Origin of the sequence: Microbulbifer sp. ARAS458-1 (genome assembly GCF_045348205.1) — a bacterium.
Taxonomy (GTDB): domain Bacteria; phylum Pseudomonadota; class Gammaproteobacteria; order Pseudomonadales; family Cellvibrionaceae; genus Microbulbifer.
Genome location: NZ_CP155838.1, coordinates 2,394,717 through 2,420,876, shown reverse-complemented (window position 1 = coordinate 2,420,876; position 26,160 = coordinate 2,394,717). Strand labels below are relative to the sequence as shown.

Genomic DNA, 26,160 nt, shown 5'->3' with positions numbered 1-26,160 from the left:
CATTCTGGCCACGCGGTGCATTCGTGGCGCAAGCATACCGCAATCGGAGATTCTGTTCTGCCCGCTCTGCTCCTGCCCAAGACAACTTTTCTCGGCCTAGATGGATTGTGCCTAAACCCGTGGCTTTTCATAAAAAATGGTTCGTTCCCGGTGGCGCGTGAATTTGGTTAACTGCAGCTCTTCTCAGCGGCCAGGCTCCACAATAAGCTGGAAATCAGGAAGGGGGGAAAATGAGTGACGTCGGCTCGGACCTTCCGTTGGAACGGCCGACACGAAAACCAGAATGAGGTATCACATCTATGAAACGCCAAAAACGTAATCCGAACGATAGAGCTTTCCACAAAGGTTACGTTGCTGCCATTCAGGGCAGAAACCATGACAGCTGCCCTCACGAGAACGGATCACTACACCAGGAATGGGTGAACGGGTGGCGACAGGGGCGAGAGGATATCTGGAGTGGCTTCGGGCGTGCCGCCCAAGCCCAGCGCATGGAGAGTATGTAGCGGACAGGTGGTGAAATCACCTCTCTTTCGACAACAACTTCTACACTGAAAACTTAACGGTTTTACTCAATGTAACGCATACGTTTGTCACGTGCTTGTTTCGTTATTGGGTAAGAAAATCCCGAGCCAGCGCGATATGCATGGCTCGGGATTTTTTTTGCTCGATAGGCTATTTTGCGGATTACTTCGCTCGTTCCATTACACGGGCTTTGTGGAGCTCGGCAATACCCGCTGCAGCTTCGCGAATGACTTCCGGACCGCGGTAAATGAAGCCGGAATAGATCTGGACCGCAGTCGCACCGGCGCGGATTTTCTCCGCCGCCGATTCACCGTCAAAAATCCCCCCCACACCGATAATCGGCAGCTTGCCGTCGAGAGCAGAGGACAGTTTCCGGATGACTTCTGTGGAGCGCGCGGTCAGGGGGCGACCACTCAAGCCACCCTGCTCCGCGCCGTGTTCCATATTTTCCACGGAAGACTTGTCGATAGTGGTATTGGTTGCAATAACTCCGTCGATTTCATGCTCCTGTAAGGTTTTCGCCACCTGTGCAATGGCATCGTCGTCCATGTCCGGGGCAATCTTTACAGCCAGAGGCACATACCGATCGTGCTCAGCGGCAAGCTGCGTCTGCTTCTCCTTTAGCGCATTCAGCAGCTGGCTCAGGCTATCGCCAAATTGCAGGTCTCGTAGCCCCTGAGTATTCGGGGAAGACACGTTGGCAGTAATGTAATCCGCATGGGCATACACCTTTTCCATGCAAATACAGTAATCATCCGCCGCATCCTCTACCGGGGTATCAAAATTTTTGCCGACATTGATTCCGAGCACCCCCGAATAACGGCGGCGCTTTACCCGTTCCAGCAGGTAGTCCACGCCCTCGTTGTTGAAGCCCATACGATTGATAATGGCCTCTGCCTCGGGCAGGCGGAACAGGCGCGGATGCGGATTACCCGGTTGCGGGCGCGGGGTCACAGTGCCTACCTCTACAAACCCAAACCCGAGGGCGCCGAGCCCGTTGAAGGCCTGGGCGTTCTTGTCCAGCCCCGCGGCCAGCCCCACGGGGTTGGGAAGCGTCAGTCCCATCAATTCCACCGGGTCATCCGGTACCGGCTTGCTAAACAGCGACATCAGCCCCAGACGCTCCGCCGCACCAATGGCATCCATCGACAAATGATGGGAACGCTCGGGATCAAGGGCAAACAGGGCTTTGCGTAAATGCTGGTACATGGGCTTCCTGGCGATTGAATTCGTTTTAGATCACTGCATACGAGAAAGCCCCACCGGAACCGGGTCCGGATGGGGCTTGGCTATTGTACGGAATTAAGGCCGGACGAAAAACCGGCCCTCACTCAGTCGGTCAACAGGGATTCCTGATCCGCGGTGGCGTTTGCCAGGTACATCAACTCACGCAGGGCCACCGTGAACATGGCGAAATCCCCCTGGGTAGAAGATTTCAGCTCTTTCATCAGGCTTTCCCAACGCTGAATGGACTGCGCCATCAGGGTCACCCAGTGCTCTACCGCACTGTCGACATCCAGACCATCATCCCCGGCCAACCGCAGGATATGAGTGGCCAGGCGGGCCAACTGGCTATCCAGGTCATCCATACTGGTTTCCCGAGCCTGTGACTGCCAGAAGGTTTCCGACGGCAGGTCGATAATCTGATTACCAAACCAGTAGAGCCCCAGGCGGTCCGCCAGTGCGAAGTAGGTTTTGGCCACCTCTTCCACCGGGCGATCACTGTGTGCCGCGGTGTGCGAAATACCCAATGCCGAGAACAGATAGGTCGGCGATGCGGCCAGCAATGCCAGATCCTCCGGCACCTTCGCCGCCATCAGCTGCTCGTGACGAGACTGCCATTCGCGCAGAGGCTCACCGCTCAGCACTTCCGGAAGAGCGCGAATCACACGCTGAACCGGCTCCTGATAGAGTGCACTTTCCTTTGCCGGATCCAGCTCGCCGCGACGATTGCGCACAAACCATCGGGTGGCTCGGCGCACGCGGCCTATCATGGAACTCATCAACTGCAGCTGCATCTCGGCCGGCACCTGATAATCCAGCAGAGCCACGCCGTCCTGGAATTGCGGCATCAGATAAACATCCCGGGCGCTGATGTAGGCCGCGGCTATGGTGTCAATATCTGCACCGGTGGCGCCACTGATCCGGTGGTAGAACGTAATCCCCATGCTGTTGACCATTTCATTGGCCACCTGGGTGGAAACGATCTCTCGACGCAGCTGATGATCGTAAACAAGGGCCTTGTAGCGCGCCACCAGCGCCGGTGGAAAGGCCGACTCCACCGCTGCCTGGACATAATCGTTGTCGATGATGTCCGCACCCAGCAGCTCTTCTTTCAATTTCACTTTTACATATGAAATCAGAACGGAAAGCTCCGGGCGGGTAAGATACTGTCCCTTGCTCTGGCGCTCGTTGAGCACGTCATTGTCCGGAATAAATTCCAGCTGACGACGCAGGCGCCCTTCACTCTCCAGGGCATTGATTACTCGACGGAACTCATCGAAACGGTCGCCCACCTGATAGGCAGCCACACTCAATGCGCTGGTCTGATCATAATTGTTGGTAAGAACCAGCTCGGCCACGGATTCGGTCATTTCCTCCAGCAGCTGATTGCGCTGCTTCTCGGTCAGATCTCCGTTGGCAACCACCTTGTCCAGCAGGATCTTGATGTTCACCTCGTGGTCCGAGCAGTCCACGCCGCCGGCGTTGTCGATAAAGTCGGTGTTGCAGCGGCCGCCTTTCAACGAAAATTCGATACGGCCACGCTGGGTCATACCCAGGTTGCCGCCCTCACCAAATACCTTGCAGCGCAATTCATTGCCATTGACCCGCAGGTTGTCGTTCGACTTGTCCCCGACCTGGGCATGACTTTCCGCAGTACCCTTTACGTAGGTGCCGATACCGCCATTCCAGATCAAGTCTACCGGCGCTTTCAGCATCGCACTGATCAGCTCGTTCGGCGTCAGCTGATCCGCTTCAATACCAAATGCCTGCTTCATTTCCGGACTGATTTTCACCGACTTGGCACGGCGCTCGAATATTCCACCGCCTTTTGAAATCAGGCTCAGGTTGTAGTCTGCCCAGCTGGAACGGGGCAGCTCGAACAACCGCTTGCGCTCGTGGTAACTACTGGAGGCATCCGGATTCGGGTCGACAAAGATGTGCAGATGGTTGAAGGCGCCCTTCAGGCAGATATGTTCCGACAACAACATACCGTTGCCGAACACATCCCCACCCATATCACCAATGCCGATAACCGAGAAATTCTCGGTCTGCACATTGATGCCCATCTCACGGAAATGGCGCTGCACGGATACCCAGGCGCCGCGCGCGGTAATACCCATCTTCTTGTGGTCATAGCCATTACTGCCACCGGAGGCAAAGGCATCACCCAGCCAGAAGTCATACTCGGCGGCGATGCCATTGGCGATATCTGAGAAAGTCGCCGTACCCTTATCGGCAGCCACAACCAGATAGGGGTCGTCTTCATCGCGACGGATTACCCGCTCGGGCGGAATTACCTCGCCATCCTTTAGATTGTCGGTGACATCAAGCAAGGCACGGATAAAGGTCTTGTAGCACTGGATACCCGACTCGATAAACGCTTCGCGACTGTTGTCGGCCGGCGGCTTGCGCACCACAAAACCACCTTTGGCGCCACTGGGGACAATTACCGCATTTTTCACGTTCTGTGCCTTCACCAGGCCCAGCACTTCGGTGCGGAAGTCTTCCAGGCGGTCGGACCAGCGCAGGCCACCGCGCGCCACCTTGCCACCACGGAGGTGAACCCCCTCCACTTGCGGCGAATAGACGAAAATTTCGAACAGCGGGCGGGGCTCGGGGATATTCGGAATATCCCGCGGGCTGAATTTGATGGCAATGTAATCCTTGGGCTGATCGTTCTCATCCAGCTGGAAGAAGTTGGTACGCAGGGTCGCGCGAATCAGATCGAGATAGCGACGGATTACCTGGTCTTCGTTGAGGTTGTCCACCGCGTCGAGGCCGTCGTGAATTTTGTTGATCAGGCGCTCTACCCGGGCTTGATCCTGGCGGTCGGCAGAGTTGATCCGCGGATCAAACATGGCGCGGAACAAGGCCACCAGGTTGCGAGTTATCTCCACATGATTCGCCAACGTCGCCGCAATATAAGATTGGCTGGCGCTGAACTTGGTCTGCTTCAGATAGCGGGCATAGGCACGCAGCATGGTGACTTCGCGCCAGTTCAGACGTGCTGCCAGCACCAGGCGGTTGAAGGAATCGCTCTCCGCGACTCCGTCCCAGATCGCTGCGAAAGCATCCTGGAACAGGGAACGCGATGCCTGCGCGTCGATGCGAGTGGGCAGACCGAATTCCAGATGAAATTCGTGCATCCACACGTCCTGCTTATCGCGAGGGCGAATGGTGTAGGGGAACTCGCCCATTACCCTGAGCCCCAGGTGCTCCAGTACCGGGATCACGTCAGAGAGGGTCAGTCCTCCACCAACGTTGAACACTTTGAACCGCAGGCTGCCGGGTTCCGCGCCTACCGGTTGGTAAAAACTCATGGCTACCCGGTTGTTGTCACTCAGCTCCTGAATGGAGGTGACATCCTGTACCGCGATACGAGGTTCAAAGTCTTCCCGATAACCGGCAGGAAATGCCTGGCCATAGGTGCCGATCAGGCGACTGCCCTCTTCCTCCCCGTGGGTTTCAATCAGGGATCTATGGAATACGTCTTCCCAGCTGCGGGTTATATCCACGATTTGCGCCTCCAGTCGCGCTACATCAAATTCCACGGGTTCATTGGGGTCAACCCGGAACACCAGATGTACCCGGGCGAGAATCGATTCGGAAAAGTACGTGGTGAAATCGGAATCCAGAGCGTGTATTGCACGGGCAATACGGTCGCTGATCTTCTCCCGCACCTCACTATTAAACTGGTCCCGCGGCACATACACCATGGCCGACACAAACTTGCCAAACGGGTCCTTGCGCATAAACAGGCGCAGGCGTGCGCGCTCATTCATGGCCAGTACGCCATGGGTAGTGTCGAAGAGTTCACGGGTGCTGCTCTGGAAGAGCTCGTCCCGAGGGAAAGTGTCCAGAATCCGCTTCAGCGCCTTGCCATCATGGCTGGTGGGCGCAAGGCCGCTCTGCTCAATCACTGAGGCCAGTTTGCGGCGAATGATCGGGATTTTGGACGGGCTCTCTGTATAGACCGGCGAGGTGTAGAGGCCCATAAACGCGGACTCTCCGATTACCTCACCCTTGTCGTCGTAGCGTTTGATACTGACGTAATCCGAATAGGCCGCCCGGTGCACCCGGGACTTCACCGAGGATTTGGCAAAGGTGAGGAAGTTCGGGCCTTGATAGAACCGCTGCTTACCTTCGTTGAAGGCGTACTCGGGAGTGGGCTGGGCACTCTCTTCAAGCTTTTTAAAGATACCCAGCCGGCGGTTCTCCACCTCGTGCAGGACTTTTTTGTCACCCTGCTGGGAGAATTCATACTCCCGGTAACCGAGGAAAGTGAAATTACCGTCACGCATCCATTGCAGAAAGGCACTGGCTTCGTCCAGGTTGGCGTCGTTATCGGCAATACCGGCCTGCAGCTGATCTTCCATGGCCGCACAGGTATCCAGCATCGGCACGTAATCGTCGACCACCAGTTCCACATCGCCGAGCACATCTTTCAGAGCCCGCGCCATGTCCGACGCATGGGAGGCGCTAGTATCGAGGTTGATCTCGAGATAGATCAGCGCTTCGCTGGTGATGCGCGGGTCATCCTGGCGGTCTTCACTTTGGCGATGGGTGGCCGATATCAGATGCTGCAGACGCCCGCTGTCGTCCCGCTGCAGTTGCATCACAGTACTTTTGATGGAATGGATCACCGTATTGCAACGGTTGATCTCCATGCGTACCGAATCCACCAGAAACGGCATATCACGCTGCAATACGCACACCACAGTATGGGAGCACTCCCAGCCATGCTCTTCCAGGCGCGGGTTGTACACCCGCACTTTGGGTTCACTACCACCTCGCTGCTGAATAAAGTCCCAACAGGTGTATATGCACCCGTAGACATCCGCCAGCCGCCTTCCCGCCAGATCCTCCAGCGGGTACTGATTCAGAAATTGCTCGGCGAAGGCCTCCACTGGCCCCGCCTTGTCCCCCAGCTTATCGCGAATGACACTGCCGACCTGTTCCAGCAGCTCTTCCCGGCTATCGGTAATCACCGTCGCCATATTCACGTACGTCCTCCCATCCCGGTGCAATCGTCATTGCATCCGACTGATTGATCTGAGCCGGCACACCGGGTGCCAAGCTCCACCCGCCTGAATCTACCTGTCGTATTATTCACCTTTTTGCGCCGGCATTCATCGCCACACGCTTACAAGGTAGAACAAAACGACAGAATAATTGTCTACTCTTCCGCCTTTGAGTGCGGGAAGACCTTGCGGCATTTGCCTCTCAGCCAACTGCCGCTAAAATCGACCTGCCCGCAGACTTCGGACAAGTGGCTATATATAAGAGGGCACCTCAAAAAGCATAGATAGCCACCGCTCCGCGGCAGCGTATTGAAACAGGAAATCGGCAAAAGAAGTGACGATATGGACACACGCCAGCAGATAAAAATTCTGGGTGATTGGCTGGAGCAGCAGATTATTGGCCAGGAGGCTTTGGTCAATCGGATTCTCATAGGATTGCTGGCCGACGGGCACCTCCTGGTTGAAGGAGCGCCGGGTCTGGCCAAGACAAAAGCGATCAAAACCCTGGCAGATGCCATCGAGGGCGATTTCCATCGGGTGCAGTTCACCCCGGACCTTTTGCCATCTGACATTACCGGCACCGATATCTACCGACCGGAGACCGGCGAATTCCATTTCCAACCCGGCCCGGTATTCCACAACCTGATCCTCGCGGATGAAATCAACCGTGCGCCGGCCAAAGTGCAATCTGCATTGCTGGAAGCCATGGCAGAGCGGCAGATCAGTGTGGGCCGCAAAACCTACTGCCTGCCGGAACTGTTTTTGGTGATGGCCACCCAGAACCCCATCGAGCAGGAAGGCACCTACCCCCTGCCGGAAGCACAGCTCGACCGCTTTCTGATGCAGGTCAATCTCAGCTACCCAAATGCGGAAGCGGAGACCAAGATCCTCAAGCTCGCCCGTGCGGAAGCCAGCCACGGTGAAGGCCGCCCGGAAAACATCATCAGTCAGGAAACCCTCTTCGCGGCACGCAAGGAAATTCTCGACCTGACCATGGTGGAAGCGGTGGAAACCTATATCGTGCAGCTGATCATCGCCACCCGCGAACCCCAGCGCTACGACGACGAACTGGCCAGCTGGCTCGATTTCGGGGCCAGCCCCCGCGCCACCATCGCCCTGGACCGATGCGCCCGCGCCTACGCCTGGCTCGCCGGGCGCGATTACGTCACCCCGGACGATGTCATGGCAATTGCCCCGGATGTACTGCGCCACCGCCTGCTACTGAGCTTCGAAGCCGAGGCTGCCGGCGCCAACGCCGACCGTGTCATCCGCCGCCTGCTGCAACTGGTCCCGGCGATCTAGGTTATTGATGGTGGTCGAAGCACTGAACCACAACGAACTGGAACTAAAGGGCGCCTACCCCGAGGTAGCACCACTGGTGCGCCTGCGTCATATCGCCCGCCAGTTGCGCCTGTTCAAACCCAGAGTCAGCCGCAGCGACCAGGCCGGCAACCTGCTGACCCGCTACCGCGGGCGCGGTATGAATTTCGAGGAAGTGCGGTATTACCAGCCCGGTGACGATGTGCGTTCCATCGACTGGCGGGTAACTGCGCGCACCGGTAAAACCCACACCAAACTGTTTCAGGAAGAGCGCGAGCGCCCGGTGGTGATTCTGCTGGACCTGCGCTCTCCCATGTTCTTCGGCAGTCAGAAAGCATTCAAATCTGTTGCGGCCTGCAGTATCGCCGCCGCCCTCAGTTGGGCCGGCCTGCAACACGGGGATCGGATCGGCGCGCTGATATTCGACGATAACGACGTCAACACCGTGCGCCCGCGGCGCAGCCACCACGCCGTGCTCGCCGCCATTCACGGCATGGTGGAATCCGCCTCCGCCCTGGACAGCCCGATTCCCGCCAATGGTTCCCAGGCGCTGTCCACCCTGTTGGAAGAAGCCCGCCGTGTCGCCCGCCCCGGCAGTGCCGTGTTTCTGATCAGCGACTGTCATGATCTCGACCAAAGTTGCGAGCAGGCGCTTTACTCACTCACCCGACACGCGGACCTCCAGGTGCTGCGGGTAACCGATCCGCTGGAACAGCAACTGCCGGATCAGGCCGTCACCATCAGCGACGGCCAGCGGCGCACCTTTCTAGGAAAAGGGAATCAGGGGTTGCGGCAGATTTTCGCCCGTCACCAGGAAGAAATGCGGGAAAACGCCGCGCAACTGTGTCGCCGGCTGCGTCTGCCGTTACTGGACTTTGACAATACCCAGCCGGTGGTGCCGCGTTTGCTCGCCACCTATGGCGACAGGCAGCCCGCCCCGGGCCGGAGGCACCCGTGAAATCCTTCGGACCCTTTGTCAAGCAGGTCCTACCGCCCCAACAGCCAACCCAACAGCCGCCGCAAATCACACCGGAAATGCAGCAACTGCTGGAGCAACTCAAAGATATCCATGAGCCAGCCCCCATCGGCTGGTGGCCACTGGCGCCCGGCTGGTGGATTCTCGCAGGCGTGCTGATTGCGCTGGCTTTTGCCACCGTATGGCTATTTTTTTATCTGCGCCGCCAGCGTCAGAGGAAAATGTACAGAGTCGAAGGCGCCCGCTTGCTGAAACAGCTCGACCTACAGCAGCCGCGGGTGGTGGAAGCCATCAACGTCCTTCTAAAACGGGTCGCTGTGGTAACCTTCGGCCGCGCCCAGTGCGGCCCACTGACCGGCGAGCGCTGGATCGAATTTCTTCAGTCCACCGCAGACACACCCATGCCCGAGCCTGCCCGCCGCGCCATCCTGGAAAGCCTGTATAGCGCGCGGGAACCGGATGCGCAGGATCTACAGATACTGCAGCAATACGCATTGGATTGGGTGCGCAATCACCAGGTGTTGGAGAATTCTCAAACGCAGACCGAACCGCCAAGCACGCAGGAGGCCGAGCATGTTTGAGTTCGGCCTTCCCTGGGTGCTCCTGTTGTTGCCACTGCCGCTACTGGCCCGCAAGCTGCTGCCGAAAAGCGAACCTTTGAGCAGCGCCCTCAAGGTACCTTATTACCAGCAACTGCCGCGAAAAAGTGGCGGCGCCGCGGGAAACCGCTGGAATCTTTTGATGCTGTGGATGCTCTGGACGTTGCTGCTGTGCGCCGCCGCCCGCCCCCAGTGGTATGGTGAACCCATTACCCAGACCACCAGCGCCCGCGACCTGCTGATCGCCGTGGACATTTCCGGCAGTATGGAAACTCCCGACATGATCCTGAACAGTAATCCCGCCATGCGCATTACTGCGGTAAAAAACGTGGTCGGTGATTTTGTGTTGCGCCGTAAAGGCGATCGTCTTGGACTGGTGCTGTTCGGCACCCGCGCCTATTTGCAGGCACCGCTCACCTTCGACCGCCAAACCGTCGATACTCTACTCAATGAGGCCCAGATCGGTTTTGCCGGCCAGGGCACCGCGATTGGCGATGCCATTGGCCTTTCGGTAAAACGACTTACCCAACGACCGGCGGATCAGCGCGTACTCATTCTGCTCACCGACGGTGCCAACACCGCCGGCGAGGTGGCGCCACTGAAAGCGGCTGAACTGGCCAAACAAGCCGGTGTGCGCGTGTACACCATTGGCGTCGGTGCCGACGAAATGGTCCAGCCCGGCCTGCTGGGATCCCGTTTTGGCGCGCGCCGGGTCAACCCATCCCGGGATCTCGACAGCGACACCCTGCAGGCCATTGCCGACCAGACCGGCGGTAAATATTTCCGCGCGCACAATCCCCAGGAGCTGGTGCAGATATATGAGGAGCTGGATCGACTGGAGCCGGTAGAACAGGAAGCGGAAACCTACCGACCATTGAAGTCCCTGTACATCTGGCCACTGGGTCTCGCCCTGCTGTCAGCACTTTTGTGGGCCGCTCTACCGCTGATAACCTCCGGGGTTTCGGAGCTGCAACTGCGCAACAGTAGACGTGCCAGCAAGCGGAATGGAGGTCAACCCGCGTGAGCTTTTTCGCCGACCTTCACCAGTTTCATTTTCTGCGCCCGGCAACCCTGTTGTTGATCCTGCCCGCTGCACTGATTTGCTGGGCACTGGCACGCACGGTGTTTGCCAGTGGCCGACTGCAAAAGATCATCGATCCCGACCTTCTCCCACACCTGTTGCTGAAAGGCGGTGAAAAACGTCCTTGGCTATTCACACTTATCTTCACCCTACTGACCTGTGCCATTGTGGCCCTCGCCGGGCCAACCTGGCGCAAACTTCCCACCCCGGTGTACAGTAATCAGGACGCAGTAGTGATTCTGCTGGACCTGTCACCGTCCATGATGGCCACAGACCTCTCACCCAATCGGCTGACCCGCGCCCGACTGAAAATTCTCGACATCCTGAAACAGCGTAAAGACGGGCTGACCGCTCTGGTCGCCTACGCCGGCGAGGCCCATATCGTCACACCACTGACCGATGACACCGCAACCATTGCCAACCTGGTTCCGTCTCTTTCGCCACGTATCATGCCCGTACCGGGAAGTAATATCGAAATGGCAGTTCAAGAGGGCTTGCGACTCTTGGAAGACGGCGCGGGCGGTCACGGACGATTACTGGCCGTTACGGACGGTATCGACAAAGCCGCGGTAAGCACAATCAAAAGCGAAGTGAACAATAGCGATGCCACCCTTTCCATTCTCGCCGTTGGCAGTGGTGAGGGCAGTCCAATACCCAAGAACACGGGCAGTGGCTTTATTACCGATGACAGCGGCTCCATTATTATTGCCAACTTTGACCGCAGCGAACTGCAGCGACTGGCCAACAACACCGGTGGAAAGTTCGCCCAGATCACCGTGGATGACAGTGATATTGCCCGAGTTCTACCGGAAGACACCTCCCCACAACAGGCAGAGCTTACCGAGCGGGAATTCGATCAGTGGAATGAAGAAGGCCCATGGCTGGTCTTGCTGCTATTACCCTTTACCCTGCTTTTGTTCCGCAAAGGCACACTCGCCTGCATGCTGCCACTGAGCCTTCCATTGATGGCAATGCTGGCCGCACCCGAGACCAGCGCGCAGGAAGCCAACGGTCTTTGGCAGACGCCAAACCAGCAGGCAGAAAAGCTTCTTCGACAAGGTAACCCTCAAGCCGCCGCAGAGATTTTTGAAAACTCCCAATGGCGTGGCACCGCGCAATATCGCGCCGGTGAATACGATGCAGCGGCAAAAAGCTTCGCCGAAAGCACTGACCCACAGGGCCTATACAATCTCGGTAACAGCCTAACCCAACAGGGCCAGTTTGATCAGGCCATCGAAGCCTTTGACCGGGCCCTCCAGCAAAACCCGGAATTCGCCGACGCGCGCCATAACAAGCAAATTGCCGAAGAGCTGAAAAAACTGCAACAACAGCAACAAAACCAACAATCCCAACAGGGCGATCAGCAACAGAATCAGGACGACAAACAAGACCAACAGCAGGATCAACAGTCGCAGAATCAATCTCAGCAGAATCAGCAGCAAGGCGACTCCGACCAGTCCTCACAGGAACAGCAGTCCCAGAACCAGCAGCAGACGGGCGAAGAAGAGCAACAGCAAAACGCCGACCAGGGTGAGCAGGACCAATCTGAGCAAGAACAACAGCAGCAGGCCGACAGCCAGCACCAAAACCAGGACGGCGAAGCGTCCGAACAGCCGGCCAATGGGCAACCACAGGAATCGCAAACTGAACTGGACCCGGAAACCCAGCAGGCCCTGGATCAGTGGTTGCGGCAAATTCCGGACGACCCCGCCGGTCTGATGCGCGAAAAATTCAAATATGAAAGCCTGCAGCGCCGCCGTGCCTATCGCGCTGGCGAATGGCAACCCCCGGAAAACGGAGCCACCCAAAGATGGTAAGCCAAGTGGAAAACTACTCCTTTCCCCCACGTAGGAGCCTGCCTGCAGGCGAACCGCGCGCACGCGCGAAAACCACACGATCCACCCGGCTCGCCTATCTTATCCTGCTGCCACTCCTCCTGTTGGTCTCACTGTCAACCAGCGCCCAGGACCTGACCGCGTCCGTAGACCGCAACGAACTCGCTATCAACGAGACCTTTACCCTCACGTTGCGTTACAGTGGCAGCCAAAGCGGCGGCCAGCCAGACTTCAACCTGCTGGAACAGGACTTCGAAGTCCTCTCCCGCCAGCAGTCCAACCAGTATCGCGTCATCAATGGCCGTGCAGAGAGCTTCGTCGAGTGGACCCTGATCCTCGCCCCACTGAAGGAAGGCAAACTCTTCGTCCCCTCCTTACACCTGCACGGCCAGATCTCCGACGCCATCCCCATCACCGTCAACAAAGCCGGCCAGACACCCAGTGGCGACAACCGCAAAGCATTTCTGGAAGTTGAGCTGGACAAAGACAAGCTGTACGTACAGGAACAGCTCCTGGTCAAAGTCCGCCTCTACACCACCGTAGGCCTGCACGACATCGCCACCGACCCCCTGCAGATACCCGGTGCCCACGTGGAAAAGGTGGATGAACAACGCTTCGAGCGCAGAATCAAAGGCGTGGGCCATGCCGTCTACGAACTGACGTATGCTGTATTCCCCGAAAGCTCAGGCGAGCTACAAATCCCCGCGCTCAATTACGTCGCCGTCACCGGCCGAAGAGACCCCTTTTCCCTGTTTAACCGCAATGCGCAGCGCATCCGACTGCGCTCCGAAGCGAAGACCGTACAGGTAGAACCGAAGCCCGATAGCTACAGCGGGAGCCACTGGCTACCTGCGGCCAGCCTTGGGCTGGTACAGAGCTGGTCCAAAGACCCGGAAGAGTTCAAAGTGGGCGAGCCGATTACACGGATTATTACCTTGCGTGCGGAGGGGCTGAGAGCCGCCCAATTACCCCCCCTGCAAAAGCTCAATATCGAGGGCCTGAAAACCTACCCGGATCAGCCGCAACAGGAGGATCAACCGAGTGTTACGGGTATTACTGGTAGTCGCATAGAAACGACAGCCATCGTCGCAACAAAGCCGGGGATCTATCAGCTACCGGCTGTCACAATCACCTGGTGGGATACGAAAACCGGGCGTCAGCGGGCTACACAGTTGCCGGCATTTCGATTTAATGTTTCTGGGGCTCCGATAGCAAATACTACCGCGCCCGATAACCTCTCGACTCCCACTAATCAAAGCGCTAGCGTAAAAGAAGTGGAACCAGGGTTTTGGCAGAAAGTAGCTATTGCGGCAATCGCATCCCACTTGTTCTGGATCTTATACCTGTATATATCAAGACGACCACACCAAAATAAATATACTAACGAGCCAAAAGCACCTGCAATTCACTCAGGTCACGACTTATATAGCGCAGCCCAATCAGGCTCAGCAAAAGAACTGCAAGCTGCGTTGACTAGCTGGAAGAAGGAAGTAGCTACAGATAATCGGAAATACACCAACCACCCACCAAAGTACAGAGCAGAGCTGAAAAAACTAGAAAAGGAAATTAATGATGCGCTTTATCAAAACCCAGCAAAGCCCATTAATCGACAGCTAGTTCAAATACTCGTTCAGAGATTAATTGAAGAAAGCTCCGCCCAGCACCCAGAGTCCCATGATAATGTCCTGCCCAAGCTTTTTGCGGGAAACTAGGGAATATACCGATACAAAAAAATTTGATGAAAACAGACGATCATTCTAGCCTTACGACGGCAGCAACCTCGACAGGAACTGCCAGAATTTTTGTGGCTATTGTCTCTCACCGACACGCACGCAATGTTGCAGAAGACCTTCGCCCACATAGGTGGAGGAAATCTTCGGGGAAAATTTTCCCAATCATTCTTAGCAACGTCCCTGACACTGCACTGTTGAATTACTGCGACAGACATAACCTCCCGCTGATTGAAAATATTACACAGCAAGGGTTCGGAGCGAACAACAATAAAATCTATCGTCACGCGAAAGAAAATTTAGGCCTCAAGGAAGATGATTACTTTTTTTGCATTAACCCAGACATTATTACTTCGGCAGCTGACATTATCCAACTATCAGAGATTATGAAAGCAAACCAATATACTGTCGCAGCTCCCAACTTACTCAAACCTGATGGAACACCAGACGATAACATCCGCTCATTTCCCACTCTGAAAGATATTGCTTATAGATACTTTTTTAACAGCAAGAAAAGTAACGTAGAAAAGCGAATTAGACATGGAAACGAGGTAACCGACTGGGCCTCTGGTGCATACCTGTGCTTTCGGGCTAGCACATACGAGGAAATCCAAGGTTTTGATGAAAAATACTTCATGTACTATGAGGATGCCGACATCTGCCGTAGAGCAGGATTAGTAGAGCAGCCCACATATTACATACCATCTGTAAAAGCCACTCATATTGGCAACCGGAAAAGCAGAGGCTTACCAACGAAACAACTGGTATACCATGTAACCAGTGCGATTCGCTTTACACTCGCGAATTCAAAGTAACCCGACTAGATGGCAATCCGGATGAGACTGGATACAGAATACACAGAATAATGCAAAAATTGATACTCCATATTGGGCGCCACAAAACTGGTAGCAGCGCAATACAAAATTGGCTTATAGAAAATACAAACGTGCTCAAAGATTTTGGTTACTACTACCCCAAGGAAGCACGGAAAGGTCGCGGGCATCATAAAATCGCCGAGCCAAATGCAGGTCGATTTACGGGATTTATCAGCCCGCTAACAGGGGCAAGCCTCCCAGCAGCCTTGAACGAAGAACTACTTGATAACGATCAGTTCACACCTATATTGAGCTCGGAAGCATTTCAGAACTGTCACCCACAGCTCATAAAAAGGCTTTTTCGAAAGCATGATACTAAAGTCGTCGTTTACCTTCGTAATCATGTCGATTATTTAGCATCCGCATACACACAGTGGATTCACGCGAGCAATTATAAGGGCTCAATAAGACGCTACTTTCTTACCAGTTACTCGGTAAATTATCGTCGATTCCTACAGCGCTGGGAGAAACAGTTTCCAGGTAGGTTAATTGTTCGACGATTTCAGCGCGAGCTCCTTACAAACAATGATATTCGCGCCGACTTCCTAACCCATGGACTCAGCATTGATATAGAGAAAATACCAAGACTTGCAAAGTCCACCACCAACCCCTCACTCAATCAAAAAGTATTGCAGTTTAAATTGCATTTAAACAGAACAGACGAAGCCCTAAAATATTGCCAGCACCGCCTATATATGACTCTGCCGCTGTTAAACAAGGAGTTTCCTTCCGAGCGCGTGCAAACTCCGCACTTAATCTCTAAATGGTTGATAACACGAAACAGAAGACGCGATTCAGAGGTTGCACAGCGATACTTTTCTGAAAAAGAGCTTTTCCACTATGAAGCCGAAACGCCAGCGCGCAGCTACAAATTAAGCAAATCCGAGCTGCGCCAAATGAAGGTTGTACTTTCCGAGCTAATAGATAACAAGTGACTTAAAACGAAAAATACAGACAGACACATCAAATTCTTGTTTCGCGTTACACATTAAGCATTCGCACTAAAATGGATTCGGGCATTAAATCCCATAGGTCGGTGCACAACAAAAGGAATTGAAGAAACATACGAATTTAGGCGCAGATCACTAGACGAGATCTGACGAGTGCTTCTAATTATCTTGCTAACATGACGATCATCATCAGGCGAGATACTACCAATTCCGTATGAGTATATCTGCCAATCGTAGTGCTTTGCCGCGCCGTTCCGAGCCAAATCTTCCAAAATTTTCTCTGCACCAACACGTGACACCAGATACCCATCAGCACCGATAGCTCTCACACTTTCGGCCACGTCGCTGTACACTTCATTAACGTTGAGTAGATCTAGCTTTCGATTTGAATCTAGCCACCAGCCAGGAATGGACCGATCATTCAGAAAGCAAATGTCAAAATCTTTTGGCGCAACCTCCAGTAACCTCGAAAAGCTGAATTGAAACGCTGGTAATCCGTCATCCTCGATAATAAGGCCGTAGTCTTCGCCGGACTCCACTACACGCTCTAGTGCGCGAATTTGGGATGTCCAGCAGCCGATGGAGTTTGGCGGAAGCTGTGTTCGGAATACGGATTTTCGCATCAACATTGGGACTGAACTTCCGAGTACTCCCGGGAGTCTCTGTGTTTTACATAGGGTTTTCCCGTATAGCTTCTCCAGTCCAATAAAGCGATGCTCATCGCGATCAAGGTTGATACAGAAAATAGGGACAGATGCGTTAAACCCATCAACGACATTGTGCCGTGTGAAAATTTGAAACTTGTTCAAAATTTCACGAAAAACGTCCGGACGAGCATGCTTTTCTATTTTTCCAAGGGTTTCCCCTAAATAGGCCCAGTCGTGATACGTCAGCAACAAATTGGCGGCTATAGATGCAGACCAATTACACTTAATTTTAATCTTTCTTGCAAAATCAATAGCGGAATCAATGTTCCCTCTGCGAAACATGATTTGTGACTGGTTAATCGGGATAACAGCTAAATTAGAGTCTTGATATCTGAAAATAATCGAATGTGCGGAATCGATATCGCCTCTGCCCACCAAGAATGTGCAAAACAAGTTGAGCAACATACCAAACTGCTGCTGTCCCTTTCGGAGCGCCATATCGCAAGCTTCGACAAAATAGCACAATCGCTCTTCACTCGATGTAAATGAGGCTCCAATTTCGTCAACGAGCTGCCGAGGCGTATCAGAGTTAACCAATTTTGCCAAAAATTCTTCAGTGGAGTAATTCATCAGGAAATGAGCCTCGGTATACTGCCTATTCAATCAATCGATTGGCGGGGAACTGAATAGCCCCCTCGCCCCGGATGCATCAAGCCGGTTGCAGCGCAGTCTCGCCAGTAACTGCATTATTCTTTTGCGCATTCGTCCAATAAGAAACACATGGAATCTTAGAACGATCACAGCGGTGCTCGTACTTCTTGGCGACATCGTTTACTTCCGCCAACAACCCCTCAGACAAAAGTATCGGCTTTAGCCCCATAGCCAGAAAGCAGTCATTCGATACGTGAAGGTCATTTTCTGGCGCTTCGTTTCTAGGGTTGCTCATATAATTGATTTCAACACCGGATAAATCAGAAACCAAATTGGCCAAGTCCCTGACTTTATGTGTTTCCGTCATTTGATTAAAGATTCGGACGCGCTCATTAGTCTCAGGCTCGTTCTCTACAGCAAGCCGAATACAGCGCACAGTATCCTGGATATGAATAAATGCCCGAGTTTGCCCACCTGTACCATGCACAGTAAGGGGGAAACCGACAGCCGCCTGTACAACGAAACGGTTCAATACCGTTCCGTAATCCCCATCATAGTCAAAGCGGTTAACAAGTCGCTCATCACGATTGGTTTCTACAGTGTTAGTTCCCCAAACAATACCCTGATGAAGATCGGTGATTCGGAGATTATCGTTTTTGTTATAGTATGCGAAAAAGAGTTGATCCTGTGTTTTGGTCATGTGATAGATACTTCCGGGGTTTACCGGATACAGGATCTCCTGCTCTATGACATCACCAGAATCTTTCGGGATTTTGACATTCAAGTAGCCCTCGGGGATTTTCATACCCGCGCTACCATATCCATAGACACCCATAGTTCCCAGATGAACAAGGTGGATATCTAAAGCACTCTCCACAATCGCTGCCAACACATTGTGGGTGGCATTTAAATTATTGCTTACGGTGTATATCTTGTGCTTAGCCGACTTCATTGAATATGGCGCAGCACGCTGCTCTGCAAAATGAATAATCGTGCTCGGCTCAAACGCCAGAATTAGATCCAGCAGTTCCCGATATTCTGTAGCGATGTCGATGTTCACAAATCGAATATTTCTCCCGCTAACCTCCTTCCAGGCAGAAAGACGCTGCTCCATAGAACAAATAGGCGTCAAAGATGTGACACCCAGCTCGTTGTCGATATTTCTGCGAGATAAATTATCAACAATAAGCACTTCATGCCCATGCTCGGACAGGTGAAGTGCAGTAGGCCAGCCACAGAATCCGTCGCCACCGAGAACCAATACCTTTTTCATACAGACCACCTAGTTAGCACCGCTAGCGCTTCGTCAAAACGTTACGGTGAAGAGTCAAACCCTTGAAATTTAGGCAATCATATTTTGATAAGGTTACGGAAATATGATTAAAAGGTTACAGGCACATGAAAGGAGAGGTAAATGAAAGGATAACTTCAAGCGCAAGAGGACTCGCACTTACATTACGAGTAAAATGATGCAGTTTATTTCCTTATATCCGCGTCACGAAAAATCGGGTTCGATTTTTGAAAAACCGACCAATGTTCGCTCGTTCCACGAGTATTCTCGACGTCTAAATGATCACCAAAATGCCTAAAAAATGCTCGCTTGGAAAACACGGACACTAAATCCACTAAGCCAGGCTTTACCGTGTACGGACCATTGACCCCCTCGGGCAAGTCACACAGTAATCGCCGCCAAACTGCCGGACCAGTAGCGCTAAATACACAATTTGATCTATTTGGAGCAGTTATATTTGAGTATATATCGGCCATCAGATCGGCGAGCAAAGCGTGTTTCTTTGGCGCATAAAAAATACCGTTCAAAATCCCACCATCATGCCACTCGCAAACGTGCAGCTTCTGTGGCTCCTCTTTTACAAATTTAGGAACGCACTTAACGGCAAACTTCGAATCGATATAAAGGCCACCCAAACTATAAGTAGCCAGAACACGGAAAATATCAGACTTCATTGCCCACGGAATACAATTTTCATAGACGTGAAGCCAAGTATTACCGTATTCTCGAACTATGAATTTTTTTGCTCTCTTCTCATCAAATGCAAGTAAATTTAACTCAATATTACCCGCATATAAATCTCTATAGTAATCGACTCGCTTCCGAAATAACCCGACTCGACGATACATGTCATGTTGAAACACTATTACGTTCATTTCGCCCTTATAACCAAATCTTGAAACTCACTTAGCTTCCTCGCACAAAAGCTAGCAAGAGGTCGAGTTACCCCTTCTTATATTCATTCGCCCGAAACAGAGGGTCAGGCGAAACCCAGCCAGTACCATATCTTGACTCGAGAAAGCCCTCAATATCTGCAGGTGCGTCCATAGAGTACTTTTCATACTGCCACTTCTGGACAGGGAGAAGTAGCTTAGCGGGAATATCAGCGTAGCGAACTTTCGCCATCGGGAGTTTAATTCGGTCCCTGGCTAAAAAGCCAAAAAATAAATCGACATTGACTGGGTGAGATTTGGAATAAATTTGAAGTAGCGGTGTCCGAGAACTATCGTTTGTACTGGTTTCTCGAACGGTCAAGCCTCGCCTGCGCAGCTCTACTTTTATTCTGTTACACAACGGCTCGATACCCCCCCAATGACAGCTATCTACAACTGCCAGCAAATCAATATCATCATCATACGCAATGAAGTCGCCATCCCGATAGAGCCCCAATAGTGTTCCGTAACAAATCATTGACGCAAAGACGTCCTCATCAAGACGGCACACATCCAGCACATCGATTACCGTTTCAAACAAGTTGTCCTTGGGGTAACTTCTTAGCGAACGACTAAAATCGTGGGCACCAATAATCAGTGGCGTGCCGTCTAACTTTTCGCCCACGCGGGCAACCATAGACTCAAGAGCACTCACCTCTTCATCACCCCAATCTCGGATCGTATGCTTGAAATAGCGAAAGGCGTGTCGCCCTTTTCCAGATAAAATAAGAGCCGAAATAAGCACCTTGCGAAGTGCGAGATTGGGAATATCAACTAATTGCATACAGATCCAGCAAAGTTTCCAGATCTCCTCCGAGCCTTGCTGATACGTTTCGAAATTACGTTCCAGGCACGCCTCTAAGACAGAAGCTACTCGTCCGATAAGCCGCGGGAGGTATCGATAAAAACACCAGAACCCAAATCGCGACCGTAGAGCGGGGTCAAGAACTCTGAAGGTAATTCCAGCATGTTCACCCAGTGATGGGATTAGTAGTTCTCTATCGAGCTGCTGGAGCTTTGAATGTAAAAAGGATAATACCGAGACAGATGACGAGCCATCAAAAATACATTGTTTGTCTGAGGCTTCAGTCTCTATGTCAATCCGTATTTTTCGCGATCTATCCCATAGGCCGTCGCGTCGATTGAGTAGTCGAATCGCTTCTATTGTGTATATCTTATCAAGAGAAAAGTTCACCCACGGTTGGCACTCTTTTTTTGTACAAAAAAATGCGGACTTTCGACTCAACCAACTTTCCAATGCAAAGCGCTGATCGTTGCGCATGATGGAGCTCTGCGAACAGTCTCCCACGATTCCATCACGTAACGAGACCCACTCCCCCTCGATTTTCAAGTCAATTTCCGACAAGTGCAGGTTGTTAACATCTTCAAGAGATACAATGAGGCGATCTAGTTGCGCATTTACCGGCAATACAAAGGCAAACAGATCAAGGCCGGGGACTTCAATTTCGAGTTTAGGAGCGACCAGGAAGGAACGGGCACCCTCCAATTTCCCCTGCTGCAATATTAACTCGCCCAAAATATAGCCCCTACCAAATCATTAATTCTAAAATACACAAGACACAAACTTTCAGTTGTGTTTCTCTACAATCGCGATGCCAGCGAAATCAAGTGATCGCAGACATTGAGTAACTCCTGCTTTTTGTCTTGTTTCACTGACGCCACAAGTTCTTTAATTTCCGTGGTGGAAATATCCTGGGTTCGAGGCAAATAAATTACATTTACGATGTCAGAAAGGTCGTCAAACTTCCCAGCCCAGTCATCCCCCATCGCAAAAATATCCGCCTTTTCTCTAATTACGTCCGTTCGCTTTTGCTCCCAATTCGATTCCGGAAACACACCATCCACATAACGACACGAATCAAGAACTTCTTTCCGCTGCTCATAGCTCATAATAGTCTGCTTACCCTTCAGTTCATTGAACTGATCCGTCGAGCATCCGACCACTAACCGGTCACCCAAATTGGCCAACCGCTTTAACAATCTCACATGTCCAACATGAAATAAATCAAATGTGCCATAGGTAATAACTGTTTTACTCATATCAACTCTCACAAAACTGGATTTAGCGCTTTCCATGCTCATTCGCGCGGAAGTGCTTATCTGGTACATTCCAGTTCACCCCATAGCGCGCAACCAAAAATCCCTCAATGTCCGCAGGTACCTGGTATTCCCGGCCAAAGAACTCTTTGGTTGTAACAGGCTGTAATATGGACGCGGGAACACTGGAATAGTTAACGTTCCGCATCGGAAGCGACAGCTCTCCGCCGGACTCGAACGCCAAGAAAATATCCAGATGCACTTTATGCAACTTGGAAAACACTTGAACAAATGGTAAGCCTTCACGGCGATTATTAAAGTTTATCTGCGCCCGAAATCCAACTTCGCTTAAAATTCCTACAATTTCTTTTGCAACTTCGTATAATCCTTCCCGCCCTACGTTCGTGATACACAGCAAGTCAATGTCATCATCGTGGGCAATAAAGTCATTATCTCGATAGAAACCCAATAACGTTCCATAACAAAGCAACAAAGCCTTATCAGAATCATGCAGACACTTCACAACTGCATCAATAGTATCAAGTAAGGTTTCGCGGGGATAACTGGACAAAGGACGGGCAAAGGTATGAGCTGCAGGAATTAAAGGGTGTTGATACTTCTTGTACCCAATAACTTCGACATCTTCCTCGATGCATTTTAATTCGGCTTCAGATAAAGAACGGGCGGCAATAGAGTAGAGTCTAAATGCATCTCTTCGATAACCATGGCATACCAGCATATTGATGGAAAAACGTGCCGCAAAAAAGCTTAGCCCCGACTCGAAGAAGCTAATTACACTGGATAGGTAGCGGGCCAAACTAGAACTAAAGAAGTCTACCGATTCGATACTACTAGATGGAAACTGATACTCTGCCCCGAACCTCTCGACTATCCCATAACAGGATTCAATGGCTAACGGACTAGTGCAGATGCAATTCTGAAGCTCAGAAAGCAAATTACAAACATCAACCGGAGGTGAATCAGAAACAGGAAGGTTTTCAACGGCTCGTTTTAACCACGTTAGGCGAGACTGGAGGTCAGAGCCATCGTAAATAGGATACCATCTCCCATCAGCGCAAACAGAAACCCGAAGGTTTCGGGCCCGGTGCCAAAGACCATCTCGTCGGTTAACAATCCTTAGCGCCTCTAACTCAATGTCATGTGGAAAACGCACAATGACATGTGGGTTTTCTTCCATTCGGGTAGAAAAAAAGGCACTCGTACCATTGGCTAACGAAGCGATATCGAAAGCTCTGTCATTTTTAACGACAGAACTTTGCTCAAAAGACAGATTGTCATAAACCTTTAATGAAACCCACGTACTATGGATATTGAAGAGAACATCTGCCAGGTGAAGATGGTTTGTATCTGCAAGATCGATTTTTACTTCTGAGATTTTTTTTCCAACATAAATCTCGAAAGGCATGGTATCTATGCCATATATAGCCGGTCCCAAATAACTTTCGCACCAGCGTGACCTTGTCGACTCTTCCTGTCGCTGACCGAATATTGAACGAACAAATCTTGCAATCATAATAAGTCTCAAGCCACCCGCTAACAGATCTCTTTGACAGAGGCCTGCCCTTCGGCAAGTAGTCCGAATAAGTTCCTAAAGAGCTCCCAGCCTACTGCGACCGGTTTACATACAAACCAGATGCGCGGTAGTCTTTTTACTCGGCCAAATTGATTAAGCGCGCCTTTTACCGAGACTCAGCTGCTCACATCTACTGCGATAATCTTCAAAGCGCACTGCAAAGTCTTCAATTTTGGCGATTCTCTGGGAAAGAGATTCTTTAGCCATACGATATAAAGCCAGGTCAAAACTATTGTTTTCAACCAACAGGTCAAAAACCTCATCCCCAATTTCCTCGGCCAGATAATTAATACTGCGTTGCTCTGCCTTCAGGGAACGCGTCGTATTCTGACGCACATAACTTAAGTCAAAACTTGGAAAATACTTGCCGAGTTCTAACTCAATCAGCGCCATAGAACGATCAAAATCCTCTACGAGACCTACAAGTGATCCGTCATTGAGCCTTTTAGCCGCAGCGGCAAGGTGCTTGATTCCGATAATTTGAGAATTCCGAATTTTGCACTCTGACGCAAGATATGCCACTTGGTAATCACGAATCGTACGGCCCACCTCCGGCTCCATACGCCATTTGATATAGTCTTTCAAATCATATTTCTTTGCTGCCTCAGCACCCGGCGTATCAGATTTCTGCTTGCGCTCGAAACTGTATACAGAAAGTACGCGTAGTAGAGGGTGTCGCAGAAAAAATACGGGCATCGATTGCATGCCCTGCAACCCTGAGGTATCACACATATGATGAGAAGAAATTGCTTTAACTTCGGGGTTATCAACCAAAAACTCCTGAAGGTATTCAACCCCACGCTGACGCATTGGGCGGTCATCGCGATGATCGCAGAATGCAGCGCCAAAGTATCGCTGCAGAGCCCAATCGAACGTTGTTCCGGCATTCTTGAAAATATGCCCATGAGTAATAACTAAACGCATAAAACCACTATCCATCAATTCTGCTTTACCCGGCTTTGTATCGGGTGTAAATAAAACGCTACAATTTGTAAACGGCGAGCCATCGGCACCATAGGAGTCGCATTGGCCGATCCGGGCTCAAGCTGAGGTAAACAATTCCTCGCTACCCACACTCTGAGTCTCCAGTAGCGCTAGGATCTGGTTCACAACCTTGATCCCTTCGCGTAAACGTCCGCCTCTACAGTGACGCTCCAAAACTGCGAGCAAACTGCAAAACTGAATATCCAGGGCAGCCTCAGCTATATCACCTTCTTCATAACCCGCGTGTGCTGAGATAACGTTTTCAGCAATTTTCTCGGGTGAGTCTGAAGGCCATAGATGGAATCCGAGCGGCTCCAATTTCCAGTCGCCCAGGCCCAACAAGCAATCGCGACCATCATCATGAAGAGTCAACTGTTTAACAACCGGATCTTGAACCACCAGGCTGAGAGGTAAAGCCTTGATCCTTTCGGATATGGCAGGAAGCTGCTTAACAAGAGAGTCAAGCCTGATTTTTTCGTCAGAATCGGCTAAAAGCGAAAGCCGAGACAGTAGAACAGGGTTAATCCGATCTGTCAGCGTAGGATGGACCGAGCAATACTCTTCAACTAACGCCGAGTCAAAAGTAAATAGTTGAAGCCTAGAATGCACACTGATGATCGTGTCCCGATCTCGAGTAAAGTTCCAACCCGCGGCCAGCTCAAATGCATGGACCTGATAGCCATCTACCTCGGTTACCCCAATGAACTTCGGGATAACCCCCAAGGTCTCGAGATCGGGGTATAGTTCCAGCTCGTTTTTTGCTGCTCTCGCCTTATTGCTTTCATAAACCTTAAGCAACAAATCTGTATCGCCAGAACGACATTGAACAAGACTCATCCAGGGAAAAGGTGACTCGACCCAATCACAGGTGGAGTCCAAGCCAACCTGTACCCCGAGCGCGCTCAAGGCTTCAGAAGTAAACTCTTCCAGTGAGCCTTGTGACATTTTGTCAATAAAGGCACCACTGCTACCCGCCCCCGGTAACTCTGTATGCCCACGATAGAACAGCTTCTGAACTGCAGCTTTCTTCTTACTAAACCAGACAAGATTACTCGCTTTCTGAGTCACTGCTCCCAACAGCCTTCTACCCAGGATTATAGATACAACCCCTTGGAGAAACTCCGGTGGCCGTTCAGAGAGAACGAAGGCATAGACCAGAAAACAGAAACAAGCGATAAAGATCAGATTTGAGGCTCTGCCCAATATTGTGGGCGGACTATCAAGAAAAGCATCACGAAATTTACTGGAGGCCGAAGCCAACATTGCAGCGGCCACCACCACAAAGCCTAGCGCAACAACCAAAAATGCCAGGAAGTCCAGATATACAAACCCGATCACCAGGCTCAATGCCAACAGCAGAAATGTACTTCCTCTTGCACTTACAATGCCGTTGTATGCCGAAATCAGAAAATCATTGCCCGTAAAACGTCCCTTTTTATGCAAAAAAGAAAATTTTCTCGCATACTTATCCGCCGATTGATTTAAATACCAGTCCTGTATCAACACTACGATATGGAGGACCACAATCAGGGCCGTGAGAATCCCAGCCCATTCGGCCCGGGAGATTCCGGGCACAAACCTGTCAAACATTACAGGCATCTGCGGCGCAGCCAAAATCAGAACGATTTTAATCGGCAAAATAAAAACAAACAGTTCAAGAAAGCTTTTTATAAAACTCACTAGAACGTCGGAGAAAAATCGAGCAGGTGCTACGACGATAAACTGCCGGCAAATCTTTCTACGGCTAGCAAAAAGTGCCGCTGTGCTGTTAATAAGACTCTTCATAGAAAATACAACTCATTCTATTAGTGCCGGACACGCTAAAAACAACGTTAAGACTCCAAACGCAACCAAATAGCTGGACTATTCC

At 51.7% G+C, this 26,160-nt stretch carries 19 protein-coding genes; 9 read left to right on the top strand and 10 right to left on the bottom strand.

Translation table 11 applies throughout. From position 1 onward, the window contains the following. The first annotated feature begins 299 nt into the window (after positions 1 to 299). Complete coding sequence (gene rmf, locus AAFH99_RS09950) at positions 300 to 503, top strand: ribosome modulation factor (protein WP_406827652.1); 204 nt, start codon at positions 300 to 302, stop codon at positions 501 to 503. A gap of 181 nt (positions 504 to 684) precedes the next feature. Here rmf and AAFH99_RS09945 read toward each other — a convergent pair whose 3' ends face one another. Both AAFH99_RS09945 and AAFH99_RS09940 read right to left on the bottom strand, forming a co-directional pair. Next, complete coding sequence (locus AAFH99_RS09945) at positions 685 to 1,731, bottom strand: quinone-dependent dihydroorotate dehydrogenase (protein ID WP_406827651.1); 1,047 nt, start codon at positions 1,729 to 1,731, stop codon at positions 685 to 687. A 122-nt stretch (positions 1,732 to 1,853) separates the two neighbouring features. Further along, complete coding sequence (locus tag AAFH99_RS09940; protein ID WP_043316521.1) at positions 1,854 to 6,743, bottom strand: NAD-glutamate dehydrogenase; 4,890 nt, start codon at positions 6,741 to 6,743, stop codon at positions 1,854 to 1,856. A 366-nt stretch (positions 6,744 to 7,109) separates the two neighbouring features. Here AAFH99_RS09940 and AAFH99_RS09935 point away from each other — a divergent pair, with 366 nt between their 5' ends. Genes AAFH99_RS09935 through AAFH99_RS09900 form a run of 8 tightly spaced genes read left to right on the top strand, consistent with a single transcriptional unit; the run spans position 7,110 to position 16,118 of the window. Further along, positions 7,110 to 8,069, top strand: coding sequence for a MoxR family ATPase (locus AAFH99_RS09935; protein ID WP_043318081.1), 960 nt, complete (start codon positions 7,110 to 7,112; stop codon positions 8,067 to 8,069). 7 nt (positions 8,070 to 8,076) lie between these two features. After that, positions 8,077 to 9,045: a DUF58 domain-containing protein gene (locus AAFH99_RS09930; protein ID WP_051686920.1), complete on the top strand. Its 969-nt coding sequence runs from the start codon at positions 8,077 to 8,079 to the stop codon at positions 9,043 to 9,045. Next, the gene (locus AAFH99_RS09925; RefSeq protein ID WP_406827650.1) at positions 9,042 to 9,644 is read left to right on the top strand and encodes a DUF4381 domain-containing protein; all 603 of its coding nucleotides are present in this window, start codon (positions 9,042 to 9,044) and stop codon (positions 9,642 to 9,644) included. Before AAFH99_RS09930 ends, AAFH99_RS09925 begins: the two co-directional genes overlap by 4 nt. Next, positions 9,637 to 10,686, top strand: a complete 1,050-nt coding sequence (locus AAFH99_RS09920; RefSeq protein ID WP_406827649.1) for a vWA domain-containing protein — start codon at positions 9,637 to 9,639, stop codon at positions 10,684 to 10,686. Before AAFH99_RS09925 ends, AAFH99_RS09920 begins: the two co-directional genes overlap by 8 nt. Next, positions 10,683 to 12,560: a VWA domain-containing protein gene (locus AAFH99_RS09915; RefSeq protein ID WP_406827648.1), complete on the top strand. Its 1,878-nt coding sequence runs from the start codon at positions 10,683 to 10,685 to the stop codon at positions 12,558 to 12,560. The genes AAFH99_RS09920 and AAFH99_RS09915 overlap by 4 nt, the downstream gene beginning before the upstream one ends. Before the next feature lie 5 nt (positions 12,561 to 12,565). After that, a complete protein-coding gene (locus tag AAFH99_RS09910) occupies positions 12,566 to 14,290 on the top strand; it encodes a BatD family protein (protein WP_406827647.1) in 1,725 nt (574 codons plus the stop codon). A 26-nt stretch (positions 14,291 to 14,316) separates the two neighbouring features. Next, positions 14,317 to 15,123 carry a glycosyltransferase family 2 protein gene (locus AAFH99_RS09905; protein WP_406827646.1) on the top strand — a complete coding sequence of 269 codons (807 nt, stop codon included), beginning with the start codon at positions 14,317 to 14,319 and terminating at the stop codon, positions 15,121 to 15,123. 50 nt (positions 15,124 to 15,173) lie between these two features. Then, positions 15,174 to 16,118 carry a hypothetical protein gene (locus AAFH99_RS09900; protein WP_406827645.1) on the top strand — a complete coding sequence of 315 codons (945 nt, stop codon included), beginning with the start codon at positions 15,174 to 15,176 and terminating at the stop codon, positions 16,116 to 16,118. A gap of 53 nt (positions 16,119 to 16,171) precedes the next feature. Here AAFH99_RS09900 and AAFH99_RS09895 read toward each other — a convergent pair whose 3' ends face one another. From AAFH99_RS09895 to AAFH99_RS09860, 8 genes are all read right to left on the bottom strand, one after another. Beyond that, complete coding sequence (locus AAFH99_RS09895; protein ID WP_406827644.1) at positions 16,172 to 17,410, bottom strand: hypothetical protein; 1,239 nt, start codon at positions 17,408 to 17,410, stop codon at positions 16,172 to 16,174. 79 nt (positions 17,411 to 17,489) lie between these two features. After that, positions 17,490 to 18,704 (bottom strand): NAD-dependent epimerase/dehydratase family protein, encoded by a 1,215-nt coding sequence (locus AAFH99_RS09890; RefSeq protein WP_406827643.1) that lies wholly within the window; start codon positions 18,702 to 18,704, stop codon positions 17,490 to 17,492. A gap of 203 nt (positions 18,705 to 18,907) precedes the next feature. Beyond that, entirely contained in the window at positions 18,908 to 19,585 is a 678-nt protein-coding gene (locus AAFH99_RS09885) for a hypothetical protein (protein ID WP_406827642.1), read from the bottom strand. Between the two features lie 79 nt (positions 19,586 to 19,664). Further along, a complete protein-coding gene (locus AAFH99_RS09880) occupies positions 19,665 to 21,191 on the bottom strand; it encodes a LicD family protein (protein ID WP_406827641.1) in 1,527 nt (508 codons plus the stop codon). 65 nt (positions 21,192 to 21,256) lie between these two features. Then, positions 21,257 to 21,715 (bottom strand): adenylyltransferase/cytidyltransferase family protein, encoded by a 459-nt coding sequence (locus tag AAFH99_RS09875; protein ID WP_406827640.1) that lies wholly within the window; start codon positions 21,713 to 21,715, stop codon positions 21,257 to 21,259. 22 nt (positions 21,716 to 21,737) lie between these two features. Continuing rightward, positions 21,738 to 23,138, bottom strand: a complete 1,401-nt coding sequence (locus AAFH99_RS09870) for a LicD family protein (RefSeq protein ID WP_406827639.1) — start codon at positions 23,136 to 23,138, stop codon at positions 21,738 to 21,740. Between the two features lie 261 nt (positions 23,139 to 23,399). Further along, entirely contained in the window at positions 23,400 to 24,245 is an 846-nt protein-coding gene (locus tag AAFH99_RS09865; protein WP_406827638.1) for a hypothetical protein, read from the bottom strand. A 102-nt stretch (positions 24,246 to 24,347) separates the two neighbouring features. Beyond that, a complete protein-coding gene (locus AAFH99_RS09860) occupies positions 24,348 to 26,075 on the bottom strand; it encodes a hypothetical protein (protein ID WP_406827636.1) in 1,728 nt (575 codons plus the stop codon). Positions 26,076 to 26,160 lie beyond the last annotated feature (85 nt).

Excerpts from the sequence above, each read along its gene's own strand:
- AAFH99_RS09895 (WP_406827644.1), bottom strand. The coding sequence starts at position 17,410 with ATGAATTACTCCACTGAAGAATTTTTGGCAAAATTGGTTAACTCTGAT.
- AAFH99_RS09865 (WP_406827638.1), bottom strand. The coding sequence starts at position 24,245 with ATGGATAGTGGTTTTATGCGTTTAGTTATTACTCATGGGCATATTTTC.
- AAFH99_RS09890 (WP_406827643.1), bottom strand. The coding sequence starts at position 18,704 with ATGAAAAAGGTATTGGTTCTCGGTGGCGACGGATTCTGTGGCTGGCCT.
- AAFH99_RS09870 (WP_406827639.1), bottom strand. The coding sequence starts at position 23,138 with ATGCCTTTCGAGATTTATGTTGGAAAAAAAATCTCAGAAGTAAAAATC.
- AAFH99_RS09905 (WP_406827646.1), top strand. The coding sequence starts at position 14,317 with ATGAAAACAGACGATCATTCTAGCCTTACGACGGCAGCAACCTCGACA.
- AAFH99_RS09945 (WP_406827651.1), bottom strand. The coding sequence starts at position 1,731 with ATGTACCAGCATTTACGCAAAGCCCTGTTTGCCCTTGATCCCGAGCGT.
- AAFH99_RS09930 (WP_051686920.1), top strand. The coding sequence starts at position 8,077 with ATGGTGGTCGAAGCACTGAACCACAACGAACTGGAACTAAAGGGCGCC.
- rmf (WP_406827652.1), top strand. The coding sequence starts at position 300 with ATGAAACGCCAAAAACGTAATCCGAACGATAGAGCTTTCCACAAAGGT.
- AAFH99_RS09900 (WP_406827645.1), top strand. The coding sequence starts at position 15,174 with ATGCAAAAATTGATACTCCATATTGGGCGCCACAAAACTGGTAGCAGC.
- AAFH99_RS09920 (WP_406827649.1), top strand. The coding sequence starts at position 9,637 with ATGTTTGAGTTCGGCCTTCCCTGGGTGCTCCTGTTGTTGCCACTGCCG.
- AAFH99_RS09860 (WP_406827636.1), bottom strand. The coding sequence starts at position 26,075 with ATGAAGAGTCTTATTAACAGCACAGCGGCACTTTTTGCTAGCCGTAGA.
- AAFH99_RS09875 (WP_406827640.1), bottom strand. The coding sequence starts at position 21,715 with ATGAGTAAAACAGTTATTACCTATGGCACATTTGATTTATTTCATGTT.
- AAFH99_RS09935 (WP_043318081.1), top strand. The coding sequence starts at position 7,110 with ATGGACACACGCCAGCAGATAAAAATTCTGGGTGATTGGCTGGAGCAG.
- AAFH99_RS09940 (WP_043316521.1), bottom strand. The coding sequence starts at position 6,743 with ATGGCGACGGTGATTACCGATAGCCGGGAAGAGCTGCTGGAACAGGTC.